Source organism: Nonomuraea indica, from assembly GCF_002850745.1.
GTDB classification, from domain to species: Bacteria; Actinomycetota; Actinomycetes; order Streptosporangiales; family Streptosporangiaceae; genus Nonomuraea; species Nonomuraea indica.
In genome coordinates this window covers 776,628-802,955 of sequence record NZ_KZ559466.1, presented here as the reverse complement: position 1 = coordinate 802,955, position 26,328 = coordinate 776,628, and the positions used below count along the sequence as shown (strand labels likewise).

Below are 26,328 nucleotides of genomic sequence, written 5' to 3'. Positions count from 1 at the left end.
GCTAGTCGGCGAAGGTGAACCAGTTGACGTTGACGAAGTCGGCCGGTTGCCCGCTGGCGAAGGTCAGGTAGACCGTGTGCCTGCCGGTCACCGGCGAGATGTTGGCCGGGACCGTCCGCCAGCTCTGCCAGCCGCCGGTGCCGGCCACCGCGAAGTCGCCGACCGGCGGGGCCGTCGGGCTGTCGAGCCGCACCTGGACGAGCCCGCTCACCCCGCCTGCGGCCCCGGACGCCACCCGGGCCCGGAACTGCCCGGCGGGCCGGCTGCCGAAGTCGACCCCGTCGAAGCGGAGCCAGTCGCCGTTGCCGATCGCCCCGACGTTCTGGCCGCCTCCAGCGTCGGTGGTGGTCTCCAGGATGGTCCCCGACTGCGCCTGGTGGTGTTCGGCCTGGATGGTGGAGCGGGCGTCCACCCCGCCCGGACCGGTGGGCGTGACCGTGGGCGTCGGGCCGGGGCCGCCGCTCTGCCACACCGCGACGTAGTCCACCGTCATGGGCCGGCCCGGCACGGTGGCGGCGGTGGGCGTGCCGAAGCCGGCCACGCCGTTGGGGAAGGCCCCGCCCATGGCCACGTTGAGCAGCAGGAAGTAGCCGGCGTGGCCGGTCATGCCGTTCCAGGTCGCGGCGTCGAACTGCGCCTGGCTCACGCTGTGGAACTGCTGGCCGTCCACGTACCAGCGCAGCTGGTTGGGGGCGACGCCGCGGTCCCACTCGAAGCGGTAGGTGTGGAAGGCCGACTGGCAGGGGGAGCCGGGGCAGGCGCGGGAGGCCCCGAGGCCGTTGGTCTCGTTGCACGGCCCGCCGGGGTTGACGCCGCAGTGGAGCACACCCCAGACGGTGTCGAGACCGTTGACGTTCTCCATGACGTCGAACTCGCCGATGCCCGGCCAGTTCCAGTAGTTTCCCCGGTACGGCGAGCCGAGCGCCCAGAACGCCGGCCAGTAGCCGAGCGCGGCCTGGCCGGTCACGTCGGGCATCCGGACGCGGCCCTCGATGCGCAGGACGCGGCCGTCGGCGGGCTTGAAGTCGCCCCGCCTGGTCTCGATCCGGGCGGAGGTCCACGCGCCGGAGGCGCTGCGCTGCGGGGTGATGCGCAGGTTGCCGGCGCCGTCGAGGGCGAGGTTGGCGGGGTCGGCCGTGTAGTTCTGGATCTCCCCCGTGCCCCAGTTGGCGGGCCCGCCCGGGTAGCTGTGGCCGGTGTCGACGATCCAGTTCGCGGAGGAGGGCGGAGATCCGGCGGGACCGTCGAAGTCGTCGGACCAGACGAGCGACCAGCCGGAGGGGGTGGGCGGCACGGCCGCGGAGGCGCTCCCGGCGGCGTGCGTGAGGAGGGCGGTCGTCGTGGCCAGGGCCGTGGCCAGCGCCACGGCCAGGGCCGCGAGGCGCCTGCGGGAGGGGGAGGGGCGGGATGTCATCGCTGGCTCCTGGGGGGTGCGGAGGCGAACATCTGAGAGAGCGCTCTCTCGCGGACGTAAACACAGTCGCCGACTCTGTGTCAAGCAGTCCTGTGCAGCTCCCCGCCGGGCACGGCGGGACGACGGGCGGAGCCTCGGCAGGCGCCCAGCCCGGGTGCGGGACGGGTGTGGTCGTGGGAGTCGCCCAGCCCCGTGCGGACGGGCGGACGCCTGAAAGGCGCCCAGCCCTGTGGGGACGGGCGGAGACGCGAGAGGCGCCCAGCCCCGTGTGGGGTGGGCGCCTCTCGTCGGGCGAAGCGGGCGTCAGCCCTTCTCGGCCTCGCCGGTGGCCTGCTCCAGCGCGTCCTCGGGGGACGCCTCCAGGTCCTGCTCGGCGTCCGCGCCGGCCTGCGCCGACGCCTTGTCCAGGCGCACCCAGCTCGTCACGCTCTCCACCGCGAAGAGCACGAACAGGTACGCCGTCAGCACCGCGAGCACGACCGTCAGCCAGCCGAGGGCCGCGCCCACGCCGATGATGAGCAGCCGCACCTCCCAGCCGAGCCCCGCGTGGAACACCCAGGTGGGCGGCCAGATGCTCTGCCGCGTCCGGTAGACCGTGTCGTAGGTGTGGTAGCCGACCACGTAGACGAGCACGAACAGCAGCCACTTGGGCGCGTCGGCCGCCAGCCCCACCGCGATGATCGCGAGGAACTCGGTGCCCCGCAGCAGCGGCGGCGTCAGCCAGTCGAGGCGGCCCAGATGGTCGCGGGGCGCGGTCGGCAGGACGAGCACGACCGTGATGAGCACCGGAAGGAGCAGGATCGGCCCCGGCTCCAGCAGGCCCGAGGCGGTCACGGCGACGACGGCGACCAGGGCGGCCAGCGTCGCCGGGACGGGCGGCAGACCCTTGCCGAGCCGGCCGGCCAGCGCGTGGACGAGCGGGCCGTCGTCGCGGTAGGCGAGCAGGCGGGCGGTCTGGATGCGGCGGCGTTCCTCGTCGGGGTCCGGCGTGGGGGTGGCGGCGGCCTGCGGGTGGGTGATCATGCGAGCGACCTCATGAGGCGTCCGGTGAGGGTGTAGAGGGCGGCGACGGTGCCCCAGACCACCAGCGTGAGGAAGGTGATGCGGGCGTCGAAGAGGGCGGCGGTGATCGCGATGGCCGCGAACCGCTCGCCGATGGGGAAGACGATCATCTTACGCGCCCAGTGGACCGCTCGGTACCGGCCGGCCTTGCTCCACATCTTCAGCAGGCCGCGGATGCCCTGGCTGCGCTCGACCTTGCGGCGCTCCAGGGCCTTGCGCAGGTCGCGGTCGTCGGGCGCGGTCAGCGGCAGCGTGGGCAGCTGGGCCGGCGGCTTGCTGCGGCGGTTGGCGATGCCGAAGGAGAAGTCGAGCAGGTGACGCACCGACTGCAGGCCGATCGCCGCCAGCGCGAGGATCCAGATGTCGTCGCCGTTGCCCGACACCACCCAGCCGACCGCCAGGCCGGCGAAGACGACGTACTCCTTGAACCGGTCGAACGTCGCGTCCAGCCACGCGCCCAGCACGCCGAACTTGCGGGCGTAGCGGGCGACCTGCCCGTCGACGCAGTCGAACACGAACGCGAAGTAGATCAGCGCGCCGCCGAGCACCATCCACGGCCGGTCGCCCGTCGCGAAGCAGGCGGCGGCGAGCACGCCCAGCGTGATCGAGATCAGCGTCACCTGGTTGGGCGTCAGGCCGCGGCGCGCCGCCCACCGGGCGATGAAGCGGGAGTAGGTGGAGACGAAGTAGGTGGTGAAGAAACCGTCGGCGCCCTTGACCGCGTTGTCCAGCCGGGCGCGGTCCTCGTCGATGCCGCTCATCACGGCGACCGCCTCGTCGAGGTCCTCCTGGGAGGTGATCCGGCGGTAGTAGAGGTCGCGGCGGCCGCGGCTGCCGACCGACACGCCCTTGCGCACCAGGCCGAACACGATGAGCTGCATGAGGTCGTCGTCGGGCCCGAACGTGTCGGCGATGTCGGCCAGCTCCCGGCACGTCTCGGCCAGCACGGGGGCGTTGCGCACGGTGACGTGCAGCGGGCCCAGGATGACCGCGTTGGGCCTGGTGACGGCGTGGTGGGCGGTGCCGACCGAGACGATCCTGGACTTGCCGCGGCGGGCGCGCACGGGCAGTCCCTCGTGCCTGCGGTGGCTGATCTCCGGCTCGGCCTCGTCGATCGGGACTTGCTCCTCCCGCTCGGCCTCCTCCTCGGTGAGCTCCGGGCGGGGCTCCTTGGCGATGAGCGCCATCACGCCGCGCTTCGACTTGGTGATCTGGTAGATCAGCTCGTCGTGGATCACGGAGTCGGCGGGGATGAGGAAGAGGTTCTCCGTCGCGGACTCCGCGACGTCGGCGAGGTTGCGCAGGGCCGCGGCCACGTCGCCGGACGCGATGGTGGCGGGCCGCGGATCCAGGGAGAGGATCTGGCTGCGCAGCCGCTCGGCCACCGTGGGGGCGCCGGGCAGGGCGGCGAGCCTCAGGCCGGTCGGGGCGGTGTCAGGGCCGGGCGAAGAGCCCAGCAGGACCACGCGGGTCATGACTCCCTTTCGAGGCGGTTGCGGGGGGTTGAACAACAGACAATGCGGGACAGGCGTCTGAGTCTAGTGAGAGTTGCACAGAGTCGCGTCACCGAAGCAACTCCGTAACACAACGGCTGCGCGGCCCTAAGATGGGCGAGTGAGTCTCTACCGTGACGAAGGCGTGGTTCTGCGCACGCAGAAGCTCGGCGAGGCCGACCGCATCGTCACCGTCCTGGCCCGGCGCACCGGCAAGGTCCGGGCCGTGGCCAAGGGCGTGCGCCGCACCACCTCGCGCTTCGGCGCACGGCTGGAGCCGTTCACCCACGTCGACGTGCAGTTCCACACCGGCCGCACGCTCGACGTCGTCACGCAGGCGGAGACCATCAGACCCTACGGCGAGGCGCTGGCGGCCGACTACCCGCGCTACACGGCGGGCAGCGCGATGCTGGAGACCGCCGACCGGCTCACCCACGGCGAGAAGGAGCCCGCGCTGCGGCAGTTCCTGCTGCTGGTGGGCGGGCTGCGCACACTGGCCGACGGCAGCCACGAGGCCCGGCTGGTCCTCGACGCCTACTTCCTGCGCTCGCTGGCCGTGGCCGGCTACGCGCCGGCGCTGGAGGCGTGCGCCAAGTGCCAGGCGCCGGCGGTCAGGGCGTTCGCCATCGTGGCGGGCGGCGTGGTGTGCGGCGCCTGCAAGCCGGCGGGCGCGGCCGTGCCGGCCGCCGAGACGATCGGGCTGATGACCGCGCTGCTGCGCGGCGACTGGGCGGTGGCCGACGCCTCCGAGCAACGCCATCGCAGCGAGTGCAGCGGCCTGGTCGCCGCATACCTGCAATGGCACCTCGAACACGGAATACGCTCTCTTCGACACGTAGAGAGGGAGCCAGTTTGAACGTCCGACCGCCGTCGCCGCACCCGTCCGGTGCGACCCCGCCGCCCCTCCCGCGGGCTCTGGTGCCGCGTCACGTGGCCATCGTCATGGACGGCAACGGCCGCTGGGCCAAGGCGCGGGGCCTGCCCCGCACCGAGGGGCACAAAGCCGGCGAGGCCTCCCTGTTCGACGTCATCGAGGGCGCGCTGGAGCTGGGCATCCCCTACCTGAGCGCCTACGCCTTCTCCACGGAGAACTGGAAGCGCTCGCCCGACGAGGTGCGCTTCCTCATGGGCTTCAACCGCGACGTCATCCGCCGCCGCCGCGACGAGCTCAACGCCATGGGCGTACGGGTGCGCTGGGCGGGCCGGCCGGGCCGGCTGTGGAAGAGCGTCATCGACGAACTGCGCACGGCCGAGGAGATGACCGTCGGCAACCGCACGCTGACCCTGCAGTTCTGCGTCAACTACGGCGGCCGGGCGGAGATCGCCGACGCCGCGGTCAAGCTGGCCGGCGACATCGCGGCCGGCCGCGTCAAGCCGTCGAAGGTGGACGAGAAGGTGTTCGCCCGCTACCTCGACGAGCCCGACATCCCCGAGGTCGACCTGTTCGTCCGGTCGTCGGGGGAGCAGCGCTTCTCCAACTTCCTGCTGTGGCAGTCGGCCTACGCCGAGATGGTCTTCCTCGACCGGCTCTGGCCCGACTTCGACCGCCGTGACCTGTGGGAGGCGTGCGACATCTACGCCAAACGCGACCGCCGCTACGGCGGCGCCGTCCCCAACGAGGTGTAGGCGTGGACAGCTTCCTGGTGCGGCCCATCGGCCGGGTCGAGTCGCCGCTGAGCGACCTCGCCCAGGCGCCCCGGCAGGGCGACGAGGGCGGTCCGGCCGCATGGCTGGTGTTCGCCGAGCAGGTCCGTGAGGGCCTGCGCGACCTGCGCCCCGGCGACGACGTCATCGTGCTCACCTGGCTCGACCGGGCGCGGCGCGACGTCCTCGCGGTCCACCCGCGCGACGACCGCGCCCGGCCGCTCACGGGCGTGTTCAGCACCCGCTCACCCGACCGGCCCAACCCGGTGGGCCTGCACCGCGTGCGCGTCCTGTCCGTCGACGGCACGCGGGTGCGGGTCAGCGACCTGGAGGCGCTGGACGGCACCCCGATCGTGGACGTCAAGCCGGTTCTCGACCGCGACACCGAACGCTAGGGGAGCCCGCCGGGAAGGCGCCCGGCGGCCGGAGGCGCGACCGCGGCGCTCCCGGTCCGGGGCCCGCGGGTGTGTTCAGAGGGTGTAGGTGCGGGTGACGGCGACGAGGTCGCCGTCCTCGCGCGTCGCGGCCACCAGCTCCGGCGGCCTCGGGACGAAGCCGGGCACCGCCCGCAGTCCGTCCGTCTCGCCGATCGCGGTGACGCGCACCCGGTCCGCGCCCGGCACGCGCAGCGTGATCCGCGCGCCCCGCGCCGGGATGCCGCGGAAACGGACCTCGCCCGGCCAGGTTCCCGCGCGCACCCCGGTGACGGCGACGGTCACCGGGGCCGAGCCCGCCACCCGCGCCGTCGCCTCGGTGACCGGCCGTTCGACGCGCAGCGTCACCGAACGGGCGCCGGGGCCGGCGCTCACCCGCAGCGTGACGCGGTCCCCGTCGCGGGCGAGCACGGTCAGCCGCGGCCCGGCGGCGGCGACGGCCGGCGCGGGCCCGGTCGTCAGCGCGCCGCGCGCGTAGCCGGGCGGCAGCGTCGCGGTGTCCCGGCCGGACACGTAGCGCCTGGTCCAGGCGGGCGGATCGGCGTCCGCGCTGACCCACCGGGCCGTCCGGGTGTCCGCGTCCATCACGTACGCCAGGTGGGTACGCGCCGGGTTGGCGCCGTCGAACCGGTCCGTCCACAGCCCGGCGCCCGCCAGCGTCACCGACAGCGCGGCGGCGACCAGCGGCAGGGCGGGGCCCAGCCGCCGGGCCGGTTCCCGCTGCTGCCGGGACCGGCCGGCCGGTTCGGGCAGCAGCAGCTCCGCCACAGGCAGCGCGGTCAGCCCGAACAGGGCCAGCACCAGCGCGCTCGCCCCGCCCAGCGCGAGCCCCATCCCGTCGAAGACGTTGCCCGCCAGGGCGGGCAGCAGCGCCGCCGCCATGACGGGCCCCGCCGCGAGCGCGGCCACCCGCCACGCCGTGCCGCGGGCCGTCAGGGCGGCCAGCCCGCCCAGCCCGCAGCACAGCGCCGGCAGCGCGAACACGAACGACGCCCCCGGCGCCACCTGCGCGCAGAGCACCCCCAGCGCGGCCGGCCAGACCAGCGCGCCCACGGCGAGCGCGGCCGGGCCGAGGCGGCGGCGCAGCGGCAGGTACCACACCAGCAGCGCGAAGACGACCTGCGCGGCGACGGCGGCCCGGAAGGCCGACGGGCGGTGCAGCAGCCCGCCCATCAGGTCGTAGCCGGGCCGGACGGACACGAGCACCTCCCACAGGCCCTGCGCCAGCACCACCGCGAGCAGGAGGGGCACGACAGCCGTCGCCGCGGCGACGGCGACGCCCGGCCCGCTGAGCAGCCCCCGGGCGCGCGCCAGCAGCGCGAGCGCCGCAACGGCGGCGACGGCGAGCAGCGCCAGCGGCCACACCAGGGGGTCGGGGTAGGTGATCAGGACGCCGAAGAGGCGGAAGTAGGTGGCGTCGTGGCCGGCGCGCAGGCCCGGCAGATCGGCGCCGCCGAGCGCGCGGGCCAGCGCCAGCATGGTCTCACCGTGGTGCTGGAGGCTGCCGCGGTCGAGGTGGGCGAGGGAGTCGTCGGCGGTGTGGTAGCGGGAGGAGCGCTGGATGTAGGCGAAGTTCAGGCCGGCGAAGCCGGCCTGGGTCAGCGGGGTGAAGTCGGTGTTGTTCGGCAGCAGCCGGTACAGCGCGGCCATCGTCGAGTCGCCCCGCGGCCGCGGCGCCGCGCCGGCGTACACGCCGACCAGCCCGGCGTTGTCGCGGGAGGTCTCGAACAGCAGGGACGGGCCGCTGACACCGCGCGCCTCCCAGTTGAGCAGCACCCCGCCCCGGCGGGCCAGGGGGTGCTCGCGCACGAACGCCTCCGCGCCGAGCACGCCGTCCTCCTCGCCGTCGGTGATCAGCAGCACCAGGTCGTTGCGCAGCCCGGCACCGGTACGCAGCGCCCGTACGGTCTCCAGCATCGAGGCCACGGCGGCGCCGTCGTCGGAGACGCCCGGCCCCATCGCGGCCGAGTCGTAGTGCGCGGCGACGAGCACCGTGCCCGTCGGATCGGTGCCGGGCAGCGTCGCCACCACGTTCTCGACCTGCCCGAACGTCGCCAGCCCGGTGGAGGCGCGGGCGCCGGTCGCGCGCTGGATCTCCACCCGCAGCCCCGCCTCCCGCAGCCGGCCGGCGAGGTAGTCGCGGGCGCGGTCGCCCGCGGGGCTGCCCAGGGGCCGCGGTTCGGTGGCGAACCGCTCCAGGTGGCGTAGGGCCCGTCCGGCGCTGAACTCGCGGGCCGGCGCGGACTCGGGAAGCGGCTGCGCCGTGCTGTCCGCCATGGCCGTCAGCATGATCGCGGCCATCACCGCGAGCAGCGCGCACACCCCGGCCCGCAGCCGGTGGCGGACGTCGAAGAGCTTTGCTGTCATGGTGCGGAACGCTAGGTCCGGGCACCCGCGACCCGGAATGGTGCGCGCACCCGGAGCAACCTGCGGTTTTCCACAGTTCCGCTCCAAGTCAGCCGACTGACTGTGGACATCGGGAAGCGGAGTCCGCTAGGGTCGTTGTTAGTCAGCCAACTAACTCAAGAAGGAGGCATGTCGTGATCGCAGTGACCGGAGCCACGGGGAACGTCGGTGGGGAGCTCGTGCGGATGCTGGTGTCGGCGGGCGAACGGGTGACGGCGATCTCCCGTCGGCCGACCTCACCCGAGAGGGCGTCTGCCGAGGATGCCGCGTCTCCCGGGGACAGCGGGTCTTCCGGGGAGGGGACGTATCCAGGGGCCGGGGGTTCCGAGCCCGGTGTGATCCGCCGGCGGGGCGACCTTGCCGAGCCGGCCGGCCTGGGCGAGGCGCTGGACGGGGCGAAGGCGCTGTTCCTGCTCGTCGCGGGCGACGACCCGCAGGGCATCCTCGGCCAGGCCGAGGCCGCCGGCGTCGAGAAGGTCGTGCTGCTCTCCTCCCAGGGCGCCGGCACCAGGCCGCGGGCCTACCCCCACCCGGCGGCGTTCGAGGCGGCCGTGCGCGGGTCCGGCCTGGACTGGACGATCCTGCGTCCCGGCGGGTTCGCCTCCAACGCCTACGCCTGGGCCGAGGGCGTCCGGACCCGGCGGGCGGTCGCCGCGCCCTTCGGCGACGTGGGGCTGCCGGTCATCGACCCGTCGGACATCGCCGAGGTCGCCGCCGCCGTGCTGCGCCAGGCCGGACACGGGGGCCGCGTCTACGAGCTCACCGGACCCGAGGCGGTCACCCCCCGGGATCGGGCGGCGCTGATCGGCGAGGCGCTGGGGGAGCCGGTCGCGTTCACCGAGCAGACGAGGGAGGAGGCGCGGGCGCAGATGCTCACGTTCATGCCCGAGCCGGTGGTGGAGGCCACCCTCGCCATTCTCGGCGAGCCGTCCGAGGCCGAGCGCGCGGTCAGCCCGGACGTCGCCCGCCTCCTGGGCCGCGAGCCCCGATCCTTCGCCGACTGGGCCACCCGCAACCTGGCCGCCTTCCGGTGACCCGCCCACCCCTGCCGGACCGACCCCTACCCGGCCCGCCTGCGCCGGGCCCGCCTGTGCCCGGGCCACCCCTGCCCGGCCCACCCCTGCCCGGCTTACCCCTGCCCATGACAGCCTTCGGTCGTACCCCTTCCAGGGGCGGGCCGCCGGCAGGGGCGGCCGAGACGTTCCTCGCCGAGCCGCACGTCGCCACCCTGACGACCCTGCGTCCCGACGGCTCGCCGCACGTGGCGCCGGTGCGCTTCACCTGGGACGGCGACGCGGGCCTGGTCCGCGTGCTCACCGTCGCCGCCTCGCGCAAGGCGCGCAACCTGACCGCCGCGCCGGACGGCGGCCGGGTGGCGCTGTGCCAGGTGGCCGGACCTCGCTGGATCACCTTCGAGGGCACGGCCGCCGTGCGCGCCGACCAGGGGCGCGTCGCCGAGGCCGCGCGCCGCTACGCCGAACGTTACGGGTCCCCGCCTCCCGCCCCGCCCGGCCGGGTCGTGATCGAGATCGCGGTGGACCGCATCATGCACCTCAACACCTGACAGGACCCGACATGCCCGTTCAGCACGTACTCGACTCGACCGTCTTCTACCAGGAGCGGGGGGCCGGGACGCCGATCGTCTTCCTGCACGGCAACCCCACCTCCTCCCACCTGTGGCGGCACGTGATGCCGGCCGTCGGCGACCCCGGCCGGCTCCTGGCGCCCGACCTGATCGGCATGGGCGCCTCCGGCAAGCCGGCCGTCGACTACACCTTCGCCGACCACGCCCGCTACCTGGACGCCTGGTTCGACGCCCTCGGCCTCGACGACGTGGTGCTGGTCGGCCACGACTGGGGCGGCGCGCTCGCCTTCGACTGGGCCGCCCGCCACCCGGACCGGGTGCGCGGCGTCGCGTTCACCGAGACCATCGTCAAGCCCATGTCGTGGGAGGAGTTCCCCGAAGGCGGCCGGTCGCTGTTCCGGGCGATCAGGACGGAGGGCGTCGGCGAGACCATGATCCTGGACGACAACGCCTTCATCGAGCAGGTGCTGCCCGCCACCGTCGCCGTCCCGCTCGGCCCGGACGACCTCGCCGCCTACCGGGAGCCGTACCCGACTCCCGAGAGCCGGCTGCCGCTGCTGCGCTGGCCGCGCTCCATGCCGCTGGACGGCGAGCCGGCCGACGTGGTGGCGAGGATGGAGGCGTACGGGAGGTGGCTGGCGGCCAGCCCGGACGTGCCCAAGCTGCTCATCGCCTTCGAGCCGGGCCCCGGCGCGATGATGGGCCCGGAGACGTACGCCTGGTGCGCGGCGAACATGGCGGCGCTCGAGATCGCCCGGCACGACGCCGTCGCCGGTCATCACACGCCCGAGGACCAGCCCCACGCGATCGCCAGGGCGGTCGCGGCGTGGACCGACCGCCATGGCCTGCGCGGGCCTTCCGGACGTTGAGCCGGCCGCACCTGACGATCCCGCCGGGCCCCGGCCTCGGGTGCGGCGGGCGGCGCCGGGCCGGGCTCAGGCGCGGCGGCGGGCCCGGTAGGCGGCGACGTGCATGCGGTTGCCGCACGTGCGGCTGTCGCAGTAGACGCGGGACCGGTTGCGCGACTCGTCCACGAACACCCGGTCGCAGTCGGGAGCCGCGCAGGTGCGCAGGCGCTCCCACTCGCCCTCCACCAGCAGGTGGGCCAGCGCCACCCCGCAGTCGGCCGCCAGGTGCTCGGCCAGGGTGGCGTCGGGCGCGAAGTAGTGCATGTGCAGCGGATGCCCGTCGTGCTCGGCCAGCCGGGGCGTGATGCGCGTCTCGGCGAGCAACGTGTTGAGCAGTCGTACGGCGGTCGGCTGGTCGGGCGCGGTGAACACCCGGTGGAACGCCTCACGCACCAGCCGCACCTGGCCGAGGTCGCGCGCCGTCAGCGTGCTGATGCCGCTGACCTCCCGCGCCTGCACGAAAGCCTGCAGGTCGGCCAGGCCGGTCAGATCGTCGTCGCCGCCGGTCGAAGGAGACGTGTTGACCAGCTCGACGACGGTGGCCAGCGAGTAGACCGTGTCATGGCCAAACGGCATATTGACTCCTGTCAGACCGGATTCTAACGTGGTCGCAGCGTATCTCTTGTCAGCGGTTTCGGGGGTCGGTCTGTGAGTGCGCATCGCCGTATCGTGCTGATCGCGACGGTCGGCGCGCTGATCATCTCCACCTCCGGGCCCCTGGTGCGGCTGGCCGAGGTCTCGCCTGCCACCTCGGCGCTGTTCCGCTGCGTGTACGCCGTGCCGCCGATGATCGTGCTGGCCTGGGCCGAACGCCGCCGGCTCGGCCCGCTGCGCGGCAGGCCGCTGGTCCTGGCCTGGGCGGCGGGCGTGCTGTTCGCGCTGGACCTGCTCTTCTGGCACCACGCGATCGGCTACGTCGGCGCCGGCCTGGCGACCGTGCTCGGCAACCTGCAGGTGTTCATCGTCGCGTTCGCCGCCTGGGCCGTCTTCGGCGAGCGGCCGTCCAACCAGCTCATGATCGCGACGCCGGTGGTGTTCGCCGGCGCCGTGCTCATCTCGGGCGTCTTCGACGAGGCCGCCTACGGTGCCGACCCGATGCTCGGCGTGCTCGCCGGTGTGGCCACGTCGGTGGCGTACGCGGCCTTCCTGCTGCTCATGAAGGCGGGAGCGCGGCGCTCGGCCGGCCCGCTCGCGCACGCCACCGCGGTCGCCGCGGTGTCGATCGCGGCGCTGAGCCCCCTGTTCGGCGGCGCCGACCTCACGCCCGACTGGCCGGCGCACGGGTGGCTGCTGCTGCTCGCCCTCGGCCCCCAGGTGCTCGGCTGGTCACTGATCACCTACGCGCTGCCCAGGCAGCCCGCCGCGCTCACGGCGCTGCTCCTGCTGGTGCAGCCGCTGACCACCGTGGCGCTGGCGAAGGTGCTGCTGGACGAGAACCCGTCACTCCTGCAGCTCACCGGGTGCCTGGTGATCGTCGCCGGGGTCCTGTACGGCTCGCGCCGTGCTCGCGCTCAGCCCGCCCGGACCGACGCCGAGCAGGACGAGCAGGTGCCGAAGACCTCGACCGTGTGAGTGATCTCGGTGAAGCCGTGCTCGCCGCCGATCATCTCGGCCCAGCGCTCGACCGCCGGACCGGCCACCTCGACCGTGTGGCCGCAGCGGCGGCAGACCAGATGGTGGTGGTGGTCGCCGCTCGCGCACGCGCGGTAGACCGACTCGCCGTCGTCGGTGCGCAGCACGTCGACCTGGCCGCCGTCGGCCAGCGCCTGCAGGGCGCGGTAGACCGTGGTCAGGCCGATCTTGGCGCCGTGCTGGCGCATCTCGGCATAGACGTCCTGCGCACTGCGGAAACCCTCGCTCCGGCGCAGGGTGTCGTGGACGGCGTCGCGCCTGGTCGTCATGCGGCCTCCTCGACGCGGTTGGGGTGCTCGCTCACCGTGGACTCCTGGGATCGGCCTCGGCGTACGAATCTACCGACACCGAGCGCCAGGACGAAGCCGGCGAGGGCGAGGAGCACGATGGCCGCCCCCGGCGGCACGCGGGCCGACATGGTGGAGCTGAGCAGGCCGCCCACCGAGGCCAGCACGCCGAGCACCATGGCCAGCGCCATGGTCGAGCGGAAGCCCCGGGTGATCTGCTGGCTGGTGGCGACCGGGATCACCATGAGCGCGCTGACCAGCAGCAGGCCCACCACGCGCATGGCGATGACCACGGTCAGCGCCGCCGTCACGGCGATCAGCAGGCTGAGGAAGCGCACCGGCAGGCCGCTGGCCCTGGCCATCTCCTCGTCCTGGCAGAGCACGAACAGCTCCCTGCCGAACACCGCGACCACGCCGACCACCGCGACCGCCAGCCCGCCGATGATCCAGATGTCCTCGCGGGTCACGCTCGCGATGGCGCCGAACAGGTACGAGTTGAGCTTGGTGCTGCTGCCGCCCGGCGCGATGCCCATGAGCATGACGCCGCCCGCGATGCCGCCGTAGAACATCAGCGCCAGGGCCACGTCGCCGCTGGTGCGGCCGCGTGCCCTGACCAGCTCGATGGCCACCGCGCCCGCGACGGACACCAGGACGGCCGTGATGATCGGCGCGGTGCCGGTCAGGAAGCCGAGCGCGACACCGGTCAGCGCCACGTGCCCGATGCCGTCGCCGAGCAGCGCGAGCCGCCGCTGCACGATGAACGTGCCGACGGCGGGCGCGCAGAGCCCCACCAGCAGCGCCGCGGCCAGCGCGAGCTGGAAGAACTCCTTGTCCAGCAATTCGACGATCATGACTCTCCCTGCCAGCCGCTCAGCGGCCCCACCGACGCCCCGCCGCCGAGCGGGCTGCCCGGCTCCGCCGGCGCGTGCGGGTGCACGTGCTCGTGCCCCGGCCGCGCGCACTCGCCCTCCGGGCGCGGCGGCGGCCCGTCGTGCGCGATGCGGCCGTCGCGGACCACGACGCCGCGGGTGACCAACGGCTCCAGCGGGCCCAGCTCGTGGGCGACCAGCACGATGGTCTTTCCTTCCAGCACCAGCGTGGCCAGCGTGTCGGCGAGCAGCTGCTGGGTCTCGGCGTCGACGCCCGCGGTGGGCTCGTCCATGACGTACGTGTCGGGCTCCCCGGCCAGCGCGCGGGCGATCAGCACCCGCTGCTGCTGGCCGCCGGACAGCTCCTGCACCGGGTCTCCGGCGCGCCCGGCCAGCCCGACGGACTCCAGCGCGGCGTCCACCGCCGCCCGGTCGGCGGCGCTCGTGCGACGCAGCCGGCTCTGCCGGGCGATGCGCCCGGAGGCCACCACCTCGCGGACCGTGGCGGGCACGCCGCCGCCGACCTGCAGGCGCTGGGGCACGTAGCCGACGCGCCACCACTGGCGGAACCTCGCGGGCGGGCTGCCGTACACCAGGGTCTGGCCGCCCGACAGCGGGATGAGGCCGAGCAGGGCGCGGACCAGCGTCGACTTGCCGGAGCCGTTGGCGCCGAGCAGGGCGACCACCTCGCCCGGGCGCACCGTCAGGTCGACACCCCGCAGGATCGGCCGCCGGTCGAGGGTGACCCGGCCGCCGGTCATCGCGAAGGCGGTCTCGCTCATGCGTTCTATCCCTTGGTCAAGCCGTGCATCCCAGGGCGGTTTGCAGGCTTTTGAGATTGTCCCTCATCGCCGACAGGTAATCGCCCGACGGCTTGCTCTCCAGCGGGTCGAGCACCGCCGTCTTGGCGCCCACCTCGCCGGCCAGCACCTCGGCCACCTTGGGGTTGACCAGGGCCTCGGTGAAGATCGTGGTGACCTTGGCGTTCTTGGCGGCCGTGGCGACCTCGGCGAGGCGGGCCGGCGACGGCTCCTGCTCGGGGTCGAGCGCGATGCCGACCTGCTGGAGCTTGTAGCGGTCGGCGAGGTAGCCGAACGCCGCGTGCGCCGTCACCATCGTCCTGGTCGCGCAGGTGCCCAGGCCCTTGGCGAACTCCTGGTCCAGGGCGGTCAGGGTGCTCGCCGTGCGGGCGGCGCGGTCCTTGTAGCCCTGCGCGTGCGCCGGGTCGGCGCCCGCCAGCCGCTCGCCCAGCTTGGTCGCGACCGTGGCCAGGCGCGACGGGTCGAGCCAGATGTGCGGATCGACGGCCTCTCCGGCGTGCGCCTCCTCGCCCTCGCCCGCGTGCGCCTCCTCACCCTCTCCGGCGTGCGCCTCCTCGCCCTCCTCGTGGGCGTGGGCGTCCTCGCCGGCGGGCAGCGTCGTCACGGCGGTGGCGGCGTCGAACGACGTCTCCGGGGTGACGGCCTCGTCCACGGCGGGCTGGACGCCCCTGACGTAGACGGTCAGCGCGGCGTCCTGCAACTGGGCCACCTGCTGCGGCCCCAGCTCCAGGTCGTGGGGCTCGACGCCCGGCGCGGTCAGCACCGACACGGCGGCGTCCGGGCCGCCCACCTGCTCGCTGAGCCACTGCACGGGGTAGATGGCGGCGACCACGGCGGGCCTGCCGTCGGCGCCGGACGACGAGGACTGCGACGAGGTCTGCGCGGAGCCTGAGCCGGAGCCGCACGCGGCGGTGGCGAGCAGCGCGCTCCCTGTCACGAGACCGGCCAGCATTCGGGGCGTTCTGGACATCACGCCATCAAGTATGCGGAAAATGAAAACGATTGTCAAAATTGGGGCGGCTGTCGCCTAGAACGCCCCGAACCGGTCGGCCGCCAGCACCAGCAGGAACGCCAGCATCACCACGCGCAGCACCCGCCCGCCCGCGCCCAGCGACGGCCACGACAGGTAGGCCAGCCAGCCCACGAACGCGAGCACGGGCAGCACCGCCACCGCACCCGGCCAGCCGGGCACCGCGAACCCCGCCAGCAGCAACGCCACCAGCACGGCCGGCGTCACCCACCGGGGCACCTGGGTGAACAGGAAGGTCATGGGCGTCGCGCTGCGCGCCTCCACGGACTTGCGCAGGCCGGTCGCGCCCGGCGTGAAGAACTGCTCGCCCTCGGGCAGGGGACGCCGGGCGCCCCGGGGCCCGCGCGCCCGCTCGCGGCGGACGTCACGGCGGTCTCGGTCGGTGGCCACGGCCCGAGCCTAGCCCTCGGGCCCGCCGGAATCGCGCAGCGGTGCGACAACGTCTGCCATCCTGGGAGGCGTGCTCGCCGTGATCCGTTACACCGTTCCCGAAGCCCAGTCCCAGGACTTCGTCAAGCAAGGCCACGCCATCCTCGACACGCTCGCCCTCCAGCCCGGCTACCTGCGCGGCAGACTGGCCCGGTCGGTCGACGAGCCCAACCTGTGGGCCCTGGTCAGCGAGTGGGAGGGCGCCGGGTTCTACCGCAGAGCGCTCTCCGCCGCACGGATGGCGATGTATCCGCTCATGATTCTCATGGTCAACGAACCCAGCGCTTTCGAGGACGTCTACACGCAGGACGGGGCGTAGCAATACTCTCGCGCGAGGGCCGCCCCACGTCCCCTAAGCTGAGAGTTCATTCGTTCGTTCCCCTCGCCGACCTCCAGCCGGAAAGAGACCCAACCACATGGCACGCCGTACAGACGTCATGGACACCATCGTCAGCCTCGCCAAGCGCCGCGGGCTCGTCTACCCGTCGAGCGAGATCTACGGGGGTCTGCGGGCGTCGTGGGACTACGGCCCGCTGGGCGTCGAGCTGAAGAACAACGTCAAGCGCCAGTGGTGGCAGTCGATGGTCCAGGCGCGCGACGACGTCGTCGGCCTCGACTCCTGCGTCATCCTGGCCCGCGAGGTCTGGCAGGCCAGCGGCCACGTCGAGACGTTCACCGACCCGCTGACCGAGTGCCAGTCCTGCCACAAGCGCTTCCGCGCCGACCACCTGCTCGAGGCGTACGAGGAGAAGAACGGCCGCGCCCCCGAGCATGGCCTGGCCGACATCACCTGCCCCAACTGCGGCAACAAGGGCGCCTTCACCGAGCCCCGGCAGTTCAGCGGCCTGCTCAAGACCTTCCTCGGCCCGGTCGAGGACGAGTCGGGCCTGGCCTACCTCCGGCCCGAGACCGCGCAGGGCATCTTCATCAACTACCTCAACGTGCAGCAGTCGGCGCGCAAGAAGATCCCGTTCGGCATCGGCCAGATCGGCAAGTCGTTCCGCAACGAGATCACCCCGGGCAACTTCATCTTCCGCACCCGCGAGTTCGAGCAGATGGAGATGGAGTTCTTCGTCAAGCCCGGCACCGACGAGGAGTGGCACCAGTTCTGGATCGACGAGCGCTACCGCTGGTACTCCGACCTCGGCATCAACAAGGACAACCTCCGGCTCTACGAGCACCCCAAGGAGAAGCTGTCCCACTACTCCAAGCGCACCGTCGACATCGAGTACCGCTTCAACTTCGCCGGCAGCGAGTGGGGTGAGCTCGAAGGCATCGCCAACCGCACCGACTTCGACCTGACCGCCCACTCCAAGGCCTCGGGCGTCGACCTCAGCTTCTTCGAGCAGGACACGCAGGAGCGCTACGTCCCCTACGTCATCGAGCCGGCGGCCGGTGTCGACCGGGCGACGCTGACGTTCCTGCTCGACGCCTACAGCGAGGACGAGGCGCCCAACGCCAAGGGCGTCATGGAGAAGCGCACCGTCATGCGGCTCGACCACCGGCTCGCCCCGGTCAAGGTCGCCGTGCTGCCGCTGTCGCGCAACGCCGACCTGTCGCCCAAGGCCCGCGACCTGGCCGCGCAGCTGCGCCGCCGGTGGAACGTCGAGTTCGACGACGCCGGCGCCATCGGCCGCCGCTACCGCCGCCAGGACGAGATCGGCACGCCGTTCTGCGTCACGGTCGACTTCGACACCCTGGACGACCAGGCCGTCACGATCCGCGAGCGCGACTCGATGCGCCAGGAGCGCATCGCGCTCGACCAGGTCGACTCCTACCTGCGCCAGCACCTCAACGACTGACGGCGCACGCCCCGGCTCCCGCCCACCGCGGCGAGCCGGGGCACGTCTCCGACCGTCCGGCCCCGCGCTTCCGCGCCCGCGGCCTTCGGCGGCGGGGCGGGTGTCAGGCCAGATGGCGGTCGTACCAGTCGATGAGCCGGTCGTAGGCCTGGGCCGCAGCCCCGGCGTCGTAGCGCTGCCCCGTGTCGTTGAAGAAGGCGTGCCGCACCCCCGGGAACGTCACGATCTCGTACGTCAGCCCGGCCCTGCGCAGCGCGGCCTCGGCGGCCGGGCGGGAGGCGTTCACCCGCTCGTCCCGCTCGGCGTACACCGCGAGCACCGCCGCCCGGCTGCCGGCGAAGTCGGCGCCGTCCGGCAGCGGCCCGTAGAACGGCGCGGCGGCGGCCAGCCGGGGCTCGCCCGAGGCCAGCAGCAGCCATGTCATCCCGCCGCCGAAGCAGAAGCCCACCATGCCCAGCTTCGCCCCGGACGCCCGCTCGCCCAGCTCGCCCACCGCCGCTTTCATGTCGGCCACGAACCGGTCCGGCGAGATCTCCCCGAGTCTGGCCGTGACCTGTGCGGAGTCGGCGAACGACGCCGTGCCGCCCTCACGGGAGAGCAGGTCGAGCGCCAGCGCCGAGTAGCCGCTCGCCGCGAGCCGGCCCGCCACGGACCGGATGTGGTCGGTCAGGCCCCGGTTCTCGTGGACGACCAGCACCGCGCCTCGCGGCTGCGCGGCGGCCGCCCAGGCTCCCCGCAGCGTCACCCCTTCCGGTCCGGCGAAGGTGATCCCCTCCGCCGGCAGCGGTGACGGGCCCGCCGGTGAGGCCGCGCCCGTGGGCGGGGCCGGAGTCGGGGAGGTGGCCGCCTCGGGCGCCGCGCCGCACGCCGACAGCAGGGCGGTCGCGGCGGGCAGGGCGAGACCGAGCAGGCCGAGCCGGCGCAGCGCCTCGCGCCGCGTGATGAGCCCGTCGGCGTGGTCGAGCGCCACCTCTTCCGCGAGGTAGCGCTGGAAAGGCGTCATGGCCAGGGATGTACCCGCTGCCACCGAAAGACGGTGCAAAGGATGGGTTGCTCGGGGCGGGTGGCTGCCGGGCGGAGGACGCGCCAGGTTCCGGCTAGCGAAGCCCGCCCGGGAGGTGTCACCAGGTCCGGCTCGCGGCGCCCGCCCGGCGGGCTGTGGCGACGGCTACTTCAGGACCCGTCCCACCAACTCGCCCTCGCGCGGCACGGCGAGGCAGTACGCCGTCCGCTGGGCCGGCCACTCGTGCTCCAGCGGCAGCAGCACTCCGGCCTTGACGTCGTCGCGCCGTGACTCCCTCACCCGCAGCCGCGGGCCGCACCAGTCGAGGGCCCGGCGCCTCGCCGCGGTCTCGCCCGGCCACGGGCCCTCCGGCAGCACGTAGATGGACGCGTACTCGGCCGCGTGCGGCATCTCGCAGGACACGAGCGTCGCGACGAGGTCGTGGGGCAGCTCCCACAGGCAGTCGCCGGGCCGTAAGTACGTGGCGTGCAGCCGTTGCAGGTAGAGCCCCGGTGTGGAGGTCTCCTCGGGCGTGACCGCGGTGCCCTCGCCGGTCGAGACGAACGTGGCGCCGGGGGAGCAGCCGGCGACCGCCCAGGCCAGGCAGGCGGCCACGGCCAGACGCCGCCGTACGGGGGGTGGCATGCACCAGAGCGTGACAGCCGCCGATTACCGTGCGGTTGCGAAACGGGCGGCCGATCCGTCACGCCTCGCCGCGATCCGGGCCCGCGGGCGTCCGGAAAGGGGCGGGTCCGCCTCGCGGCAGCCGGAAAGCCGGCCGCCGAACCCGATTCAAGACCGCCTCCGAACGCCCCACAATTGGTGTATACCAATTGGTATAAACCAATTTCATGGTCAACGTAAAACAAATTGGATTAGACCGCTGCAGGGCGGTTTACCTGGGAAAACGATGACTTAACCGTTGGGTGCAGTTTCTTCATCATTCTCGCCGGTAGAGTCCGGGACAGAGGCGTTGATTGGAGCTGTGGTGGCCAAGTACGTTTACGACTTCACCGAGGGCAACCGGAATCTCAAGGACCTGCTCGGCGGCAAGGGTGCGAACCTCGCCGAAATGACCAACCTCGGGCTGCCCGTTCCTCCGGGGTTCACGATCACGACGGAGGCGTGCCGGCACTACCTGGCCGAAGGCACGCTCCCCGCCGGGCTCGACGAGGAGATCGCGCGGCACCTGAGCGCCCTGGAGGCGACGATGGGGCGCACCCTCGGCCAGACCGACGACCCGCTGCTCGTCAGCGTCCGCTCCGGCGCGAAGTTCTCCATGCCCGGCATGATGGAGACCGTCCTCAACATCGGGCTCAACGACGAGTCCGTGCACGGCCTGGCCAAGCAGTCCGGCGGCAACGAGCGCTTCGCCTGGGACTCCTACCGGCGGCTCATCCAGATGTTCGGCAAGACGGTGCTCGGCATCGACGGCGACCACTTCGAGCACGCGCTCGACGAGCTCAAGGGCGACCGGCAGGACACCGACCTCGGCGCCGGCGAGCTGCAGAGCCTCGTCGAGACGTACAAGGGCATCGTCCGCGAGCAGACCGGCAAGGAGTTCCCCGCGGACCCGCGCGAGCAGATGCGCCTGGCCGTCATGGCCGTCTTCGACTCCTGGAACGCCCCGCGCGCCATCCTCTACCGCCGCCAGGAGCGCATCCCCGCCGACCTCGGCACGGCCGTCAACATCGTCGCCATGGTCTTCGGCAACTGCGGCAACGACTCCGGTACCGGCGTCGCCTTCACCCGCGACCCCGGCTCCGGCCAGCAGGGCGTCTACGGCGACTACCTCCAGAACGCCCAGGGCGAGGACGTCGTCGCCGGCATCCGCAACACCGTCCCGCTGCAGGACCTTGAACGCCTCGACAAGCACTGCTACGACGAGCTCCTGCAGATCATGGAGACGCTCGAGAACCACTACCGCGACCTGTGCGACATTGAGTTCACCATCGAGCGGGGCAAGCTGTGGATGCTGCAGACCCGCGTCGGCAAGCGCACCGCCGCCGCCGCGTTCCGCATCGCCACGCAGCTCGTCGACCAGGGCCTCATCACGCTCGACGAGGCCGTCACCCGGGTGACCGGCGACCAGCTCGCCCAGCTCATGTTCCCCCGCTTCGACGGCGGTGCCGTCAAGAACCGGATCGCCAAGGGAATGAACGCCTCGCCCGGCGCGGCCGTCGGCAAGGCCGTCTTCTCCTCCGAGCGGGCCGTCGAGCTGGCCGCGCGGGGCGAGGACGTCATCCTGGTACGCCGTGAGACCAACCCCGACGACCTGGCCGGCATGATCGCCGCCCGCGGCATCCTCACCAGCCGTGGCGGCAAGACCTCCCACGCGGCCGTCGTGGCCCGCGGCATGGGCAAGACCTGCGTCTGCGGCGCGGAGGAACTGGAGGTCTCGGTCGGCGAGCGGCGGTTCACCGCGCCCGGCGGCGTCGTCGTCAGCGAAGGGGAGGTCATCTCCATCGACGGCACCACCGGCGAGGTGTTCCTCGGCGAGGTGCCGGTGGCCGACTCCCCCGTGGTCGAGTACTTCGAGCGCGGGACCTCCGCCGGAGCGGGGGAGGAGACGGGCGAGGAGCAGGAGGCCTCGCACGACGACAACCTCGTCAAGGCGGTCGACCGGATCATGCGGCACGCCGACGGGGTACGCCGGCTGCGGGTGCGGGCCAACGCCGACACCCCCGAGGACGCGGCCAGGGCGCGCCGGTTCGGCGCCGAGGGGATCGGGCTGTGCCGTACCGAGCACATGTTCCTCGGCGAGCGCCGGCAGCTCGTCGAGGACCTCGTGCTCGCCTCCGGCGACACCGAGCGGCAGGCGGCGCTCGACGCGCTGGAGCCGCTGCAGAAGGCCGACTTCGTCGGCATCTTCCGGGCGATGGAGGGCCGGCCGGTGACGGTGCGCCTCATCGACCCGCCCCTGCACGAGTTCCTGCCCGACCTCACCGACCTGTCGGTCAAGGTCGCGCTGGCCGAGGCGGGCTCCGGCGAGGCGTCGGACAAGGACCGCAGGCTGCTCGCCGCCGTCAAGCGGCTGCACGAGCAGAACCCCATGCTGGGCCTGCGCGGCGTACGGCTCGGCCTGGTGATCCCCGGCCTGTTCGCCATGCAGGTGCGGGCCATCGCCCAGGCCGCCAAGGAGGTGCCGGGCGCCCGGCCCGAGATCATGATCCCGCTGGTGGCCGCGGTGCAGGAGCTGGAGGCCGTCCGCGAGGAGGCCACCGCCATCCTGGCCGAGGTGGGCGTGGACGCCCTCGTCGGCACCATGATCGAGACGCCGCGGGCCGCCGTCACCGCCGGCCAGGTCGCCGAGGCCGCGCAGTTCTTCTCCTTCGGCACCAACGACCTGACCCAGATGATGTGGGGCTTCTCCCGCGACGACGTCGAGGCCGCGTTCTTCTCCCGCTACCTGGAGCTGGGCATCTTCGGCGTGTCGCCGTTCGAGACGCTCGACCGCGACGGCGTCGGCCGCCTGGTCCGCCTCGCCACCGACGAGGGCCGGGCGGTGCGGTCCGACCTCAAGGTCGGCATCTGCGGGGAGCACGGCGGCGACCCCGACTCGGTGCACTTCTGCCACGACGCCGGGCTCGACTACGTCTCCTGCTCGCCGTTCCGCATCCCCGTCGCCCGCCTGGAGGCGGCGCGGGCCGCGCTCAGTGACAACGAGAGCGACACCCGCTAGAGGCGGTCTCCGGCGGCCGGTGACGCGGCCAGGGGGTCGGTGACCCCGCCGGGGCAGGCGAGCCGCGCGGCGTCCCAGCCGGCGAGCCGTGCCCCGGCCCGGTAGGCGCTGCCGAAGAAGGCGAGGACGGCGGCCCGAGGGTCGGCCTGCGCGAGGGCGTCGGCGTGGGACAGCACGGCCAGGTGGCCGCCCCGCTGCGTGATCCACCGGGCCGCCGCCGGCTCCAGCGGCTCGCGGTCCAGGCCGTCCGGCTCGGGAGCGGTGTAGGAGTAGAACGCCGGCTCGGGGAAGGCGTCGTCGCCGAACCAGAAGCCGAAGCTGATCACCTCCCTCGAATAGGCCTCGCGCGTCACGGGGTCCGCCTCGGGCGGCTGGGCGACGCGGCGGTCGCTGAAGCGGGTGCAGGCGATGTCGAAGGTGTGCCAGAAGTGGTGCACCGGGCTGGTCTTGCCCTCGTATCCGGCGGCGAACTCCTCCAGCAGCAGGTTGACCTGACTGAGCACCTGCCAGTAGCGGGTGACCATGAGCGGGTCGTAGGCGGCGTGCTCGGTGTCGTCGGCGAACGGCCGCCCGGAGTCGGGCAGGTCGAACGGCCGCGGCACCGGGATCTCCACCCGGATGCCGAGGTCCGCGAGCGTCCGCATCGTGCGCTGGTAGAAGTCGGCCACCGACAGGCCGTACAGCGGGAACGCCGCCTCCCGCCCGTCCACCGTGGTCACGACCAGCCGGTGGCCGACGAAGTCGAAGTCGATGGTGAAGATCGGGTTGCCGTCCACCTGCCCCATCGGCCGCGTGGTGATGCCACGCCCGGTGAGGTGGAACGGCGCGTGCCACCAATGGTTGCGCCGGACGGCCGACTCCAGCCGGATCTTGCCCACCACCTGGCAGAAGCGGTGCAGGGTCGCCTTGGTGTCCTGCCACTCGGCCAGCGGCATGACGGGATACAGGTTGTTCATGGCAGCAAGCGTTCCCCGCGCCCGCCGTCGCTACCTTCGGGTCGCGGACGCCCCCTGACCGGCGGGGGAGGGGTCCCGGCCGGCCTCGGCGACCGGCACGTAGTCGTGGCGCACGCCCAGGTCGCCCAGCCAGGCACGCAGCCCCGGCACCGCCGACGGATCGGCCGCGACCTGGGCCGCGTAGCCGGCCAGCGCCACCTCCTCGCCGTCCTCGAACAGCAGCCTCGGGGGCCCCGACCAGGACAGCGTCCAGCGGGCCTGCCCGTGCTCGATCAGCACCGCCTCCAGCGCCCGGCCCAGCACCCCGGCCAGCAGGTCGTCGGCGGCGGCCCAGCCCAGCTCGGCCAGCCGCTCGGTCAGCTCCGCCTGCCGGCCGCGGGCGATCGCCTCGAACGCCGCGTCCAGGTACGGCCTGCTCGCGCCCACCACCCGCTGGCCCGCCAGCGCCAGGTCGCGCAGCGGCTCGGCGTTGCGCGACGCGTACGTGGCCGCGGCCACGATGTGCTCCCACGGCGCCGGCCGCAGGCCCGTCAGCGCCTCCGGTGTCCAGATCGACGTCTCCACCGCCTGCGCCGCCCCCGCCGGGTCGCGCAGCAGCGACTGCGCCGGGCGGGGGTCGGGCACCTGCGGCGGCTCCGGCAGCAGCTCGATCGCGGCGAGCCGGTCGGCGAGGGGCGGATGCGAGTCGTACGGCGAGGACTCCCGCGGCTCGCCGGCCAGCCGGGCGATCTCCGCCTGCCGGACGGGGTCGTTCAGCAGCGCGTGGAAGCCGTTGAAGACGGTCACCGGGCGGCAGCCGCCGGTCCCGGCCAGCGACAGGTAGTCGCGGACGTACAGGGTCCAGGCCAGCGCCATGTCCTGCGTCCTGCGCAGCGCCTGGGCCGTGGCCTGCCGGCCGCCGATGGCGACGGCCAGGGCGTCCGCCTCCAGCTCCTGCCGCCGCGACACCGCCTGGGAGACCCACAGGTACAGCCGGGCGTACCAGGTGAACGGCAGGCGCACGACCGGGTGCCCGGCCAGGCCGCGGACCGCCGCGGCGAGCGCCACCCGGCCCCGGTGGACCGGCGCGCCGAGCCGCGTGTGCGCGCGGCTGTAGTGGCCCAGCTCGTGACCGAGGACCGCCCGCATCTCGTCCATGGTCAGGGTCTGCAGCAGTGGCAGGCCGATGAACAGGCGCCGCCGGGTGGCTCTCAGGCCGAGGAGGCGGGTGTCCTCCGACACGGCCGCGTTCACCTCGGGGACCAGGCGGATCTCGTCCGGCGGGGCCGTGCGCACCCGCCGGGCCAGGTCCTCGACCGTCTGCCAGAGCACGGGCTCCTGCTCGCGGGTGACCGGCACGCCCGGCTGTTCGCCGGCGCGGCGGCGGCTGACCATGACCAGCGCGTACACGAGGAGGGCGGCCGCCAGGTTGAGCGCGACAGCCTCCCTCAGCAGGTTCGCGTGGAAGCTGACGGCCATGAGGACGTCCGCCAGGATCGCCGCGCCGACGACCACGCCCACCAGCACGTAGAAGCCGGTCAGCAACGCGAAGGCCAGCACGGCGCGTAACGCTGTCGTCATGGAGGAGGGCTCCCGGGGAAGGGGGTTCTCGCGGCACTTGACACTAGCGGAGACCGGAAAGTGGATAAAATCAGTGCACTTATGGTCCGCTATGACGATCACGACGAGGCACGATGGGTGCCGGAGCCTCCCGGCAACGCCGAGCGCGGCGCCTTCGAGCGTGACCGCGCCCGGGTCCTGCACAGCGCCGCCCTGCGCCGGCTCGCGGCCAAGACGCAGGTCGTCGGCCCCGGCGAGGCGCCGGGCGGCGGCCAGCACATCCCGCGCACCCGGCTCACCCACTCCCTCGAATGCGCCCAGGTCGGCCGCGAGATGGGCGCCACCCTGGGCGTCGATCCCGACCTGGTCGAGACCGCCTGCCTGGCCCACGACCTGGGGCACCCGCCGTTCGGGCACAACGGCGAGGTCGCCCTGAACGAGCTGGCCGGCACCTGCGGCGGCTTCGAGGGCAACGCGCAGAGCCTGCGGCTGCTCACCCGGCTGGAGGCCAAGGTGATCACCGAGGACGGCCGCAGCGCCGGGCTCAACCTCACCCGGGCCGCCCTCGACGCCTCCATCAAGTACCCCTGGACCTGCGAGACGTCGCCCAAGTTCGGCGTGTACGACGACGACCTGCCCGTCTTCGCGTGGATCAGGGAGGGCGCGCCGCCCGGCCGGGTCAGCTTCGAGGCGCAGATCATGGACTGGGCCGACGACGTGGCGTACTCCGTGCACGACCTGGAGGACGCCTTCCACGCCGGCCACGTCACCCCCGAGGCGCTGCGCTCGCCGGTCGAGCGCCGGCAGGTGTGCGAGCTGGCCCGCGTCTGGTACGCGCCCGACGCCGACCTCGCCGAACTGGAGGAGACGCTGGCGCGGCTGGTCGCCCACCCGCTGTGGCCGCGCGCCTTCACCGCCACGCTCGCCGACCTGGCCGCGCTCAAGGCCCTCACCAGCGGCCTCATCGGCGGGTTCTGCCGCTCGGCGCAGACGGCCACCAAGGACGCCTACGGGCCGCGCCACCGCGTCGACCTGGTCGTGCCGCGCTCGACCAAGCTGGAGTGCGCGGTGCTCAAGGGCATCACCGCCCACTTCGTCATGACCACCGACCACCACCATGCCAAGCAGGCCAGGCAGCGCGAGCTCATCACCGAGCTGGCCTCCCTGATCACCCTGGGCGCGCCGCGCACGCTGGAGCCGGCCTTCCGTCCGGCGTTCCTGGAGGCGGCCGACGACGCGGCCCGGGTCAGGGTCGTCATCGACCAGATCGCCTCGCTCACCGACACCTCGGCCGTCGCCTGGCACCGGCGCCTGTCCGGCTGACGCGCCGCG

At 73.3% G+C, this 26,328-nt stretch carries 25 protein-coding genes; 11 read left to right on the top strand and 14 right to left on the bottom strand.

Annotated elements, in window-relative coordinates; genetic code table 11:
• Position 1: 1 nt before the first annotated feature.
• The 3 genes from CXR44_RS03770 to CXR44_RS41560 form a co-directional block, all read right to left on the bottom strand.
• Positions 2-1,414 carry a glycoside hydrolase family 16 protein gene (locus CXR44_RS03770; RefSeq protein WP_101783384.1) on the bottom strand — a complete coding sequence of 471 codons (1,413 nt, stop codon included), beginning with the start codon at positions 1,412-1,414 and terminating at the stop codon, positions 2-4.
• 303 nt (positions 1,415-1,717) lie between these two features.
• Positions 1,718-2,437, bottom strand: a complete 720-nt coding sequence (locus CXR44_RS41565; RefSeq protein ID WP_101783383.1) for a DUF5941 domain-containing protein — start codon at positions 2,435-2,437, stop codon at positions 1,718-1,720.
• Positions 2,434-3,951, bottom strand: a complete 1,518-nt coding sequence (locus tag CXR44_RS41560; RefSeq protein ID WP_101783382.1) for a CDP-alcohol phosphatidyltransferase family protein — start codon at positions 3,949-3,951, stop codon at positions 2,434-2,436. Before CXR44_RS41560 ends, CXR44_RS41565 begins: the two co-directional genes overlap by 4 nt.
• A gap of 139 nt (positions 3,952-4,090) precedes the next feature.
• Here CXR44_RS41560 and recO point away from each other — a divergent pair, with 139 nt between their 5' ends.
• The 3 genes from recO to tsaA are packed head-to-tail and all read left to right on the top strand — an operon-like array spanning position 4,091 to position 6,008.
• The gene (recO, locus tag CXR44_RS03755; protein ID WP_101783381.1) at positions 4,091-4,825 is read left to right on the top strand and encodes a DNA repair protein RecO; all 735 of its coding nucleotides are present in this window, start codon (positions 4,091-4,093) and stop codon (positions 4,823-4,825) included.
• Positions 4,768-5,595, top strand: a complete 828-nt coding sequence (locus tag CXR44_RS03750) for an isoprenyl transferase (protein WP_219601650.1) — start codon at positions 4,768-4,770, stop codon at positions 5,593-5,595. The genes recO and CXR44_RS03750 overlap by 58 nt, the downstream gene beginning before the upstream one ends.
• Before the next feature lie 2 nt (positions 5,596-5,597).
• Positions 5,598-6,008 (top strand): tRNA (N6-threonylcarbamoyladenosine(37)-N6)-methyltransferase TrmO, encoded by a 411-nt coding sequence (gene tsaA / locus CXR44_RS03745; protein WP_101783379.1) that lies wholly within the window; start codon positions 5,598-5,600, stop codon positions 6,006-6,008.
• Positions 6,009-6,083: 75 nt separating this feature from the next.
• Here tsaA and CXR44_RS03740 read toward each other — a convergent pair whose 3' ends face one another.
• On the bottom strand, positions 6,084-8,414 hold the full coding sequence (locus CXR44_RS03740) for a M28 family peptidase (RefSeq protein ID WP_101783378.1): 2,331 nt from the start codon (positions 8,412-8,414) through the stop codon (positions 6,084-6,086).
• Between the two features lie 173 nt (positions 8,415-8,587).
• Between CXR44_RS03740 and CXR44_RS03735 the strand changes: the two genes are divergently transcribed.
• From CXR44_RS03735 to CXR44_RS03720, 3 genes are all read left to right on the top strand, one after another.
• Complete coding sequence (locus CXR44_RS03735; RefSeq protein ID WP_101783377.1) at positions 8,588-9,487, top strand: NAD(P)H-binding protein; 900 nt, start codon at positions 8,588-8,590, stop codon at positions 9,485-9,487.
• A 107-nt stretch (positions 9,488-9,594) separates the two neighbouring features.
• Entirely contained in the window at positions 9,595-10,017 is a 423-nt protein-coding gene (locus CXR44_RS03725) for a pyridoxamine 5'-phosphate oxidase family protein (protein ID WP_101783375.1), read from the top strand.
• A gap of 11 nt (positions 10,018-10,028) precedes the next feature.
• Complete coding sequence (locus CXR44_RS03720) at positions 10,029-10,907, top strand: haloalkane dehalogenase (protein WP_101783374.1); 879 nt, start codon at positions 10,029-10,031, stop codon at positions 10,905-10,907.
• A gap of 66 nt (positions 10,908-10,973) precedes the next feature.
• Here the strand turns inward: CXR44_RS03720 and CXR44_RS03715 are convergent, their stop codons facing one another.
• Positions 10,974-11,522, bottom strand: a complete 549-nt coding sequence (locus CXR44_RS03715; RefSeq protein WP_101783373.1) for a CGNR zinc finger domain-containing protein — start codon at positions 11,520-11,522, stop codon at positions 10,974-10,976.
• A 93-nt stretch (positions 11,523-11,615) separates the two neighbouring features.
• Between CXR44_RS03715 and CXR44_RS03710 the strand changes: the two genes are divergently transcribed.
• Entirely contained in the window at positions 11,616-12,518 is a 903-nt protein-coding gene (locus CXR44_RS03710; RefSeq protein ID WP_245898803.1) for a DMT family transporter, read from the top strand.
• Here CXR44_RS03710 and CXR44_RS03705 read toward each other — a convergent pair.
• Genes CXR44_RS03705 through CXR44_RS03685 form a run of 5 tightly spaced genes read right to left on the bottom strand, consistent with a single transcriptional unit; the run spans position 12,458 to position 15,975 of the window.
• Positions 12,458-12,847: a Fur family transcriptional regulator gene (locus CXR44_RS03705; RefSeq protein WP_101783371.1), complete on the bottom strand. Its 390-nt coding sequence runs from the start codon at positions 12,845-12,847 to the stop codon at positions 12,458-12,460. The two genes, CXR44_RS03710 and CXR44_RS03705, sit on opposite strands and share 61 nt — an antisense overlap.
• Positions 12,844-13,713, bottom strand: coding sequence for a metal ABC transporter permease (locus tag CXR44_RS03700; protein WP_101783525.1), 870 nt, complete (start codon positions 13,711-13,713; stop codon positions 12,844-12,846). Before CXR44_RS03700 ends, CXR44_RS03705 begins: the two co-directional genes overlap by 4 nt.
• Positions 13,713-14,516, bottom strand: a complete 804-nt coding sequence (locus CXR44_RS03695; protein ID WP_101783370.1) for a metal ABC transporter ATP-binding protein — start codon at positions 14,514-14,516, stop codon at positions 13,713-13,715. The genes CXR44_RS03700 and CXR44_RS03695 overlap by 1 nt, the downstream gene beginning before the upstream one ends.
• A gap of 16 nt (positions 14,517-14,532) precedes the next feature.
• Positions 14,533-15,525, bottom strand: coding sequence for a metal ABC transporter substrate-binding protein (locus tag CXR44_RS03690; protein ID WP_101783369.1), 993 nt, complete (start codon positions 15,523-15,525; stop codon positions 14,533-14,535).
• Between the two features lie 57 nt (positions 15,526-15,582).
• Positions 15,583-15,975 carry a DUF6703 family protein gene (locus tag CXR44_RS03685; RefSeq protein ID WP_245898801.1) on the bottom strand — a complete coding sequence of 131 codons (393 nt, stop codon included), beginning with the start codon at positions 15,973-15,975 and terminating at the stop codon, positions 15,583-15,585.
• A gap of 70 nt (positions 15,976-16,045) precedes the next feature.
• Here CXR44_RS03685 and CXR44_RS03680 point away from each other — a divergent pair, with 70 nt between their 5' ends.
• Both CXR44_RS03680 and CXR44_RS03675 read left to right on the top strand, forming a co-directional pair.
• The gene (locus CXR44_RS03680; RefSeq protein WP_101783368.1) at positions 16,046-16,333 is read left to right on the top strand and encodes an antibiotic biosynthesis monooxygenase family protein; all 288 of its coding nucleotides are present in this window, start codon (positions 16,046-16,048) and stop codon (positions 16,331-16,333) included.
• Positions 16,334-16,430: 97 nt separating this feature from the next.
• The gene (locus tag CXR44_RS03675) at positions 16,431-17,816 is read left to right on the top strand and encodes a glycine--tRNA ligase (RefSeq protein WP_101783367.1); all 1,386 of its coding nucleotides are present in this window, start codon (positions 16,431-16,433) and stop codon (positions 17,814-17,816) included.
• A 103-nt stretch (positions 17,817-17,919) separates the two neighbouring features.
• Here the strand turns inward: CXR44_RS03675 and CXR44_RS03670 are convergent, their stop codons facing one another.
• Positions 17,920-18,819 (bottom strand): dienelactone hydrolase family protein, encoded by a 900-nt coding sequence (locus CXR44_RS03670; RefSeq protein WP_101783366.1) that lies wholly within the window; start codon positions 18,817-18,819, stop codon positions 17,920-17,922.
• A gap of 165 nt (positions 18,820-18,984) precedes the next feature.
• A complete protein-coding gene (locus tag CXR44_RS03665; RefSeq protein ID WP_144069846.1) occupies positions 18,985-19,464 on the bottom strand; it encodes a hypothetical protein in 480 nt (159 codons plus the stop codon).
• Positions 19,465-19,807: 343 nt separating this feature from the next.
• Between CXR44_RS03665 and ppdK the strand changes: the two genes are divergently transcribed.
• Positions 19,808-22,501, top strand: a complete 2,694-nt coding sequence (gene ppdK, locus CXR44_RS03660) for a pyruvate, phosphate dikinase (protein WP_101783523.1) — start codon at positions 19,808-19,810, stop codon at positions 22,499-22,501.
• Here the strand turns inward: ppdK and CXR44_RS03655 are convergent.
• Together CXR44_RS03655 and CXR44_RS03650 are read right to left on the bottom strand one after the other, a co-directional pair.
• Positions 22,498-23,457 carry a DUF5996 family protein gene (locus CXR44_RS03655; RefSeq protein ID WP_101783364.1) on the bottom strand — a complete coding sequence of 320 codons (960 nt, stop codon included), beginning with the start codon at positions 23,455-23,457 and terminating at the stop codon, positions 22,498-22,500. The genes ppdK and CXR44_RS03655 overlap by 4 nt on opposite strands.
• A gap of 30 nt (positions 23,458-23,487) precedes the next feature.
• Complete coding sequence (locus CXR44_RS03650) at positions 23,488-25,017, bottom strand: M48 family metallopeptidase (RefSeq protein ID WP_101783363.1); 1,530 nt, start codon at positions 25,015-25,017, stop codon at positions 23,488-23,490.
• A gap of 81 nt (positions 25,018-25,098) precedes the next feature.
• Between CXR44_RS03650 and CXR44_RS03645 the strand changes: the two genes are divergently transcribed.
• Positions 25,099-26,319: a deoxyguanosinetriphosphate triphosphohydrolase gene (locus tag CXR44_RS03645; RefSeq protein ID WP_101783362.1), complete on the top strand. Its 1,221-nt coding sequence runs from the start codon at positions 25,099-25,101 to the stop codon at positions 26,317-26,319.
• Positions 26,320-26,328: the final 9 nt, after the last annotated feature.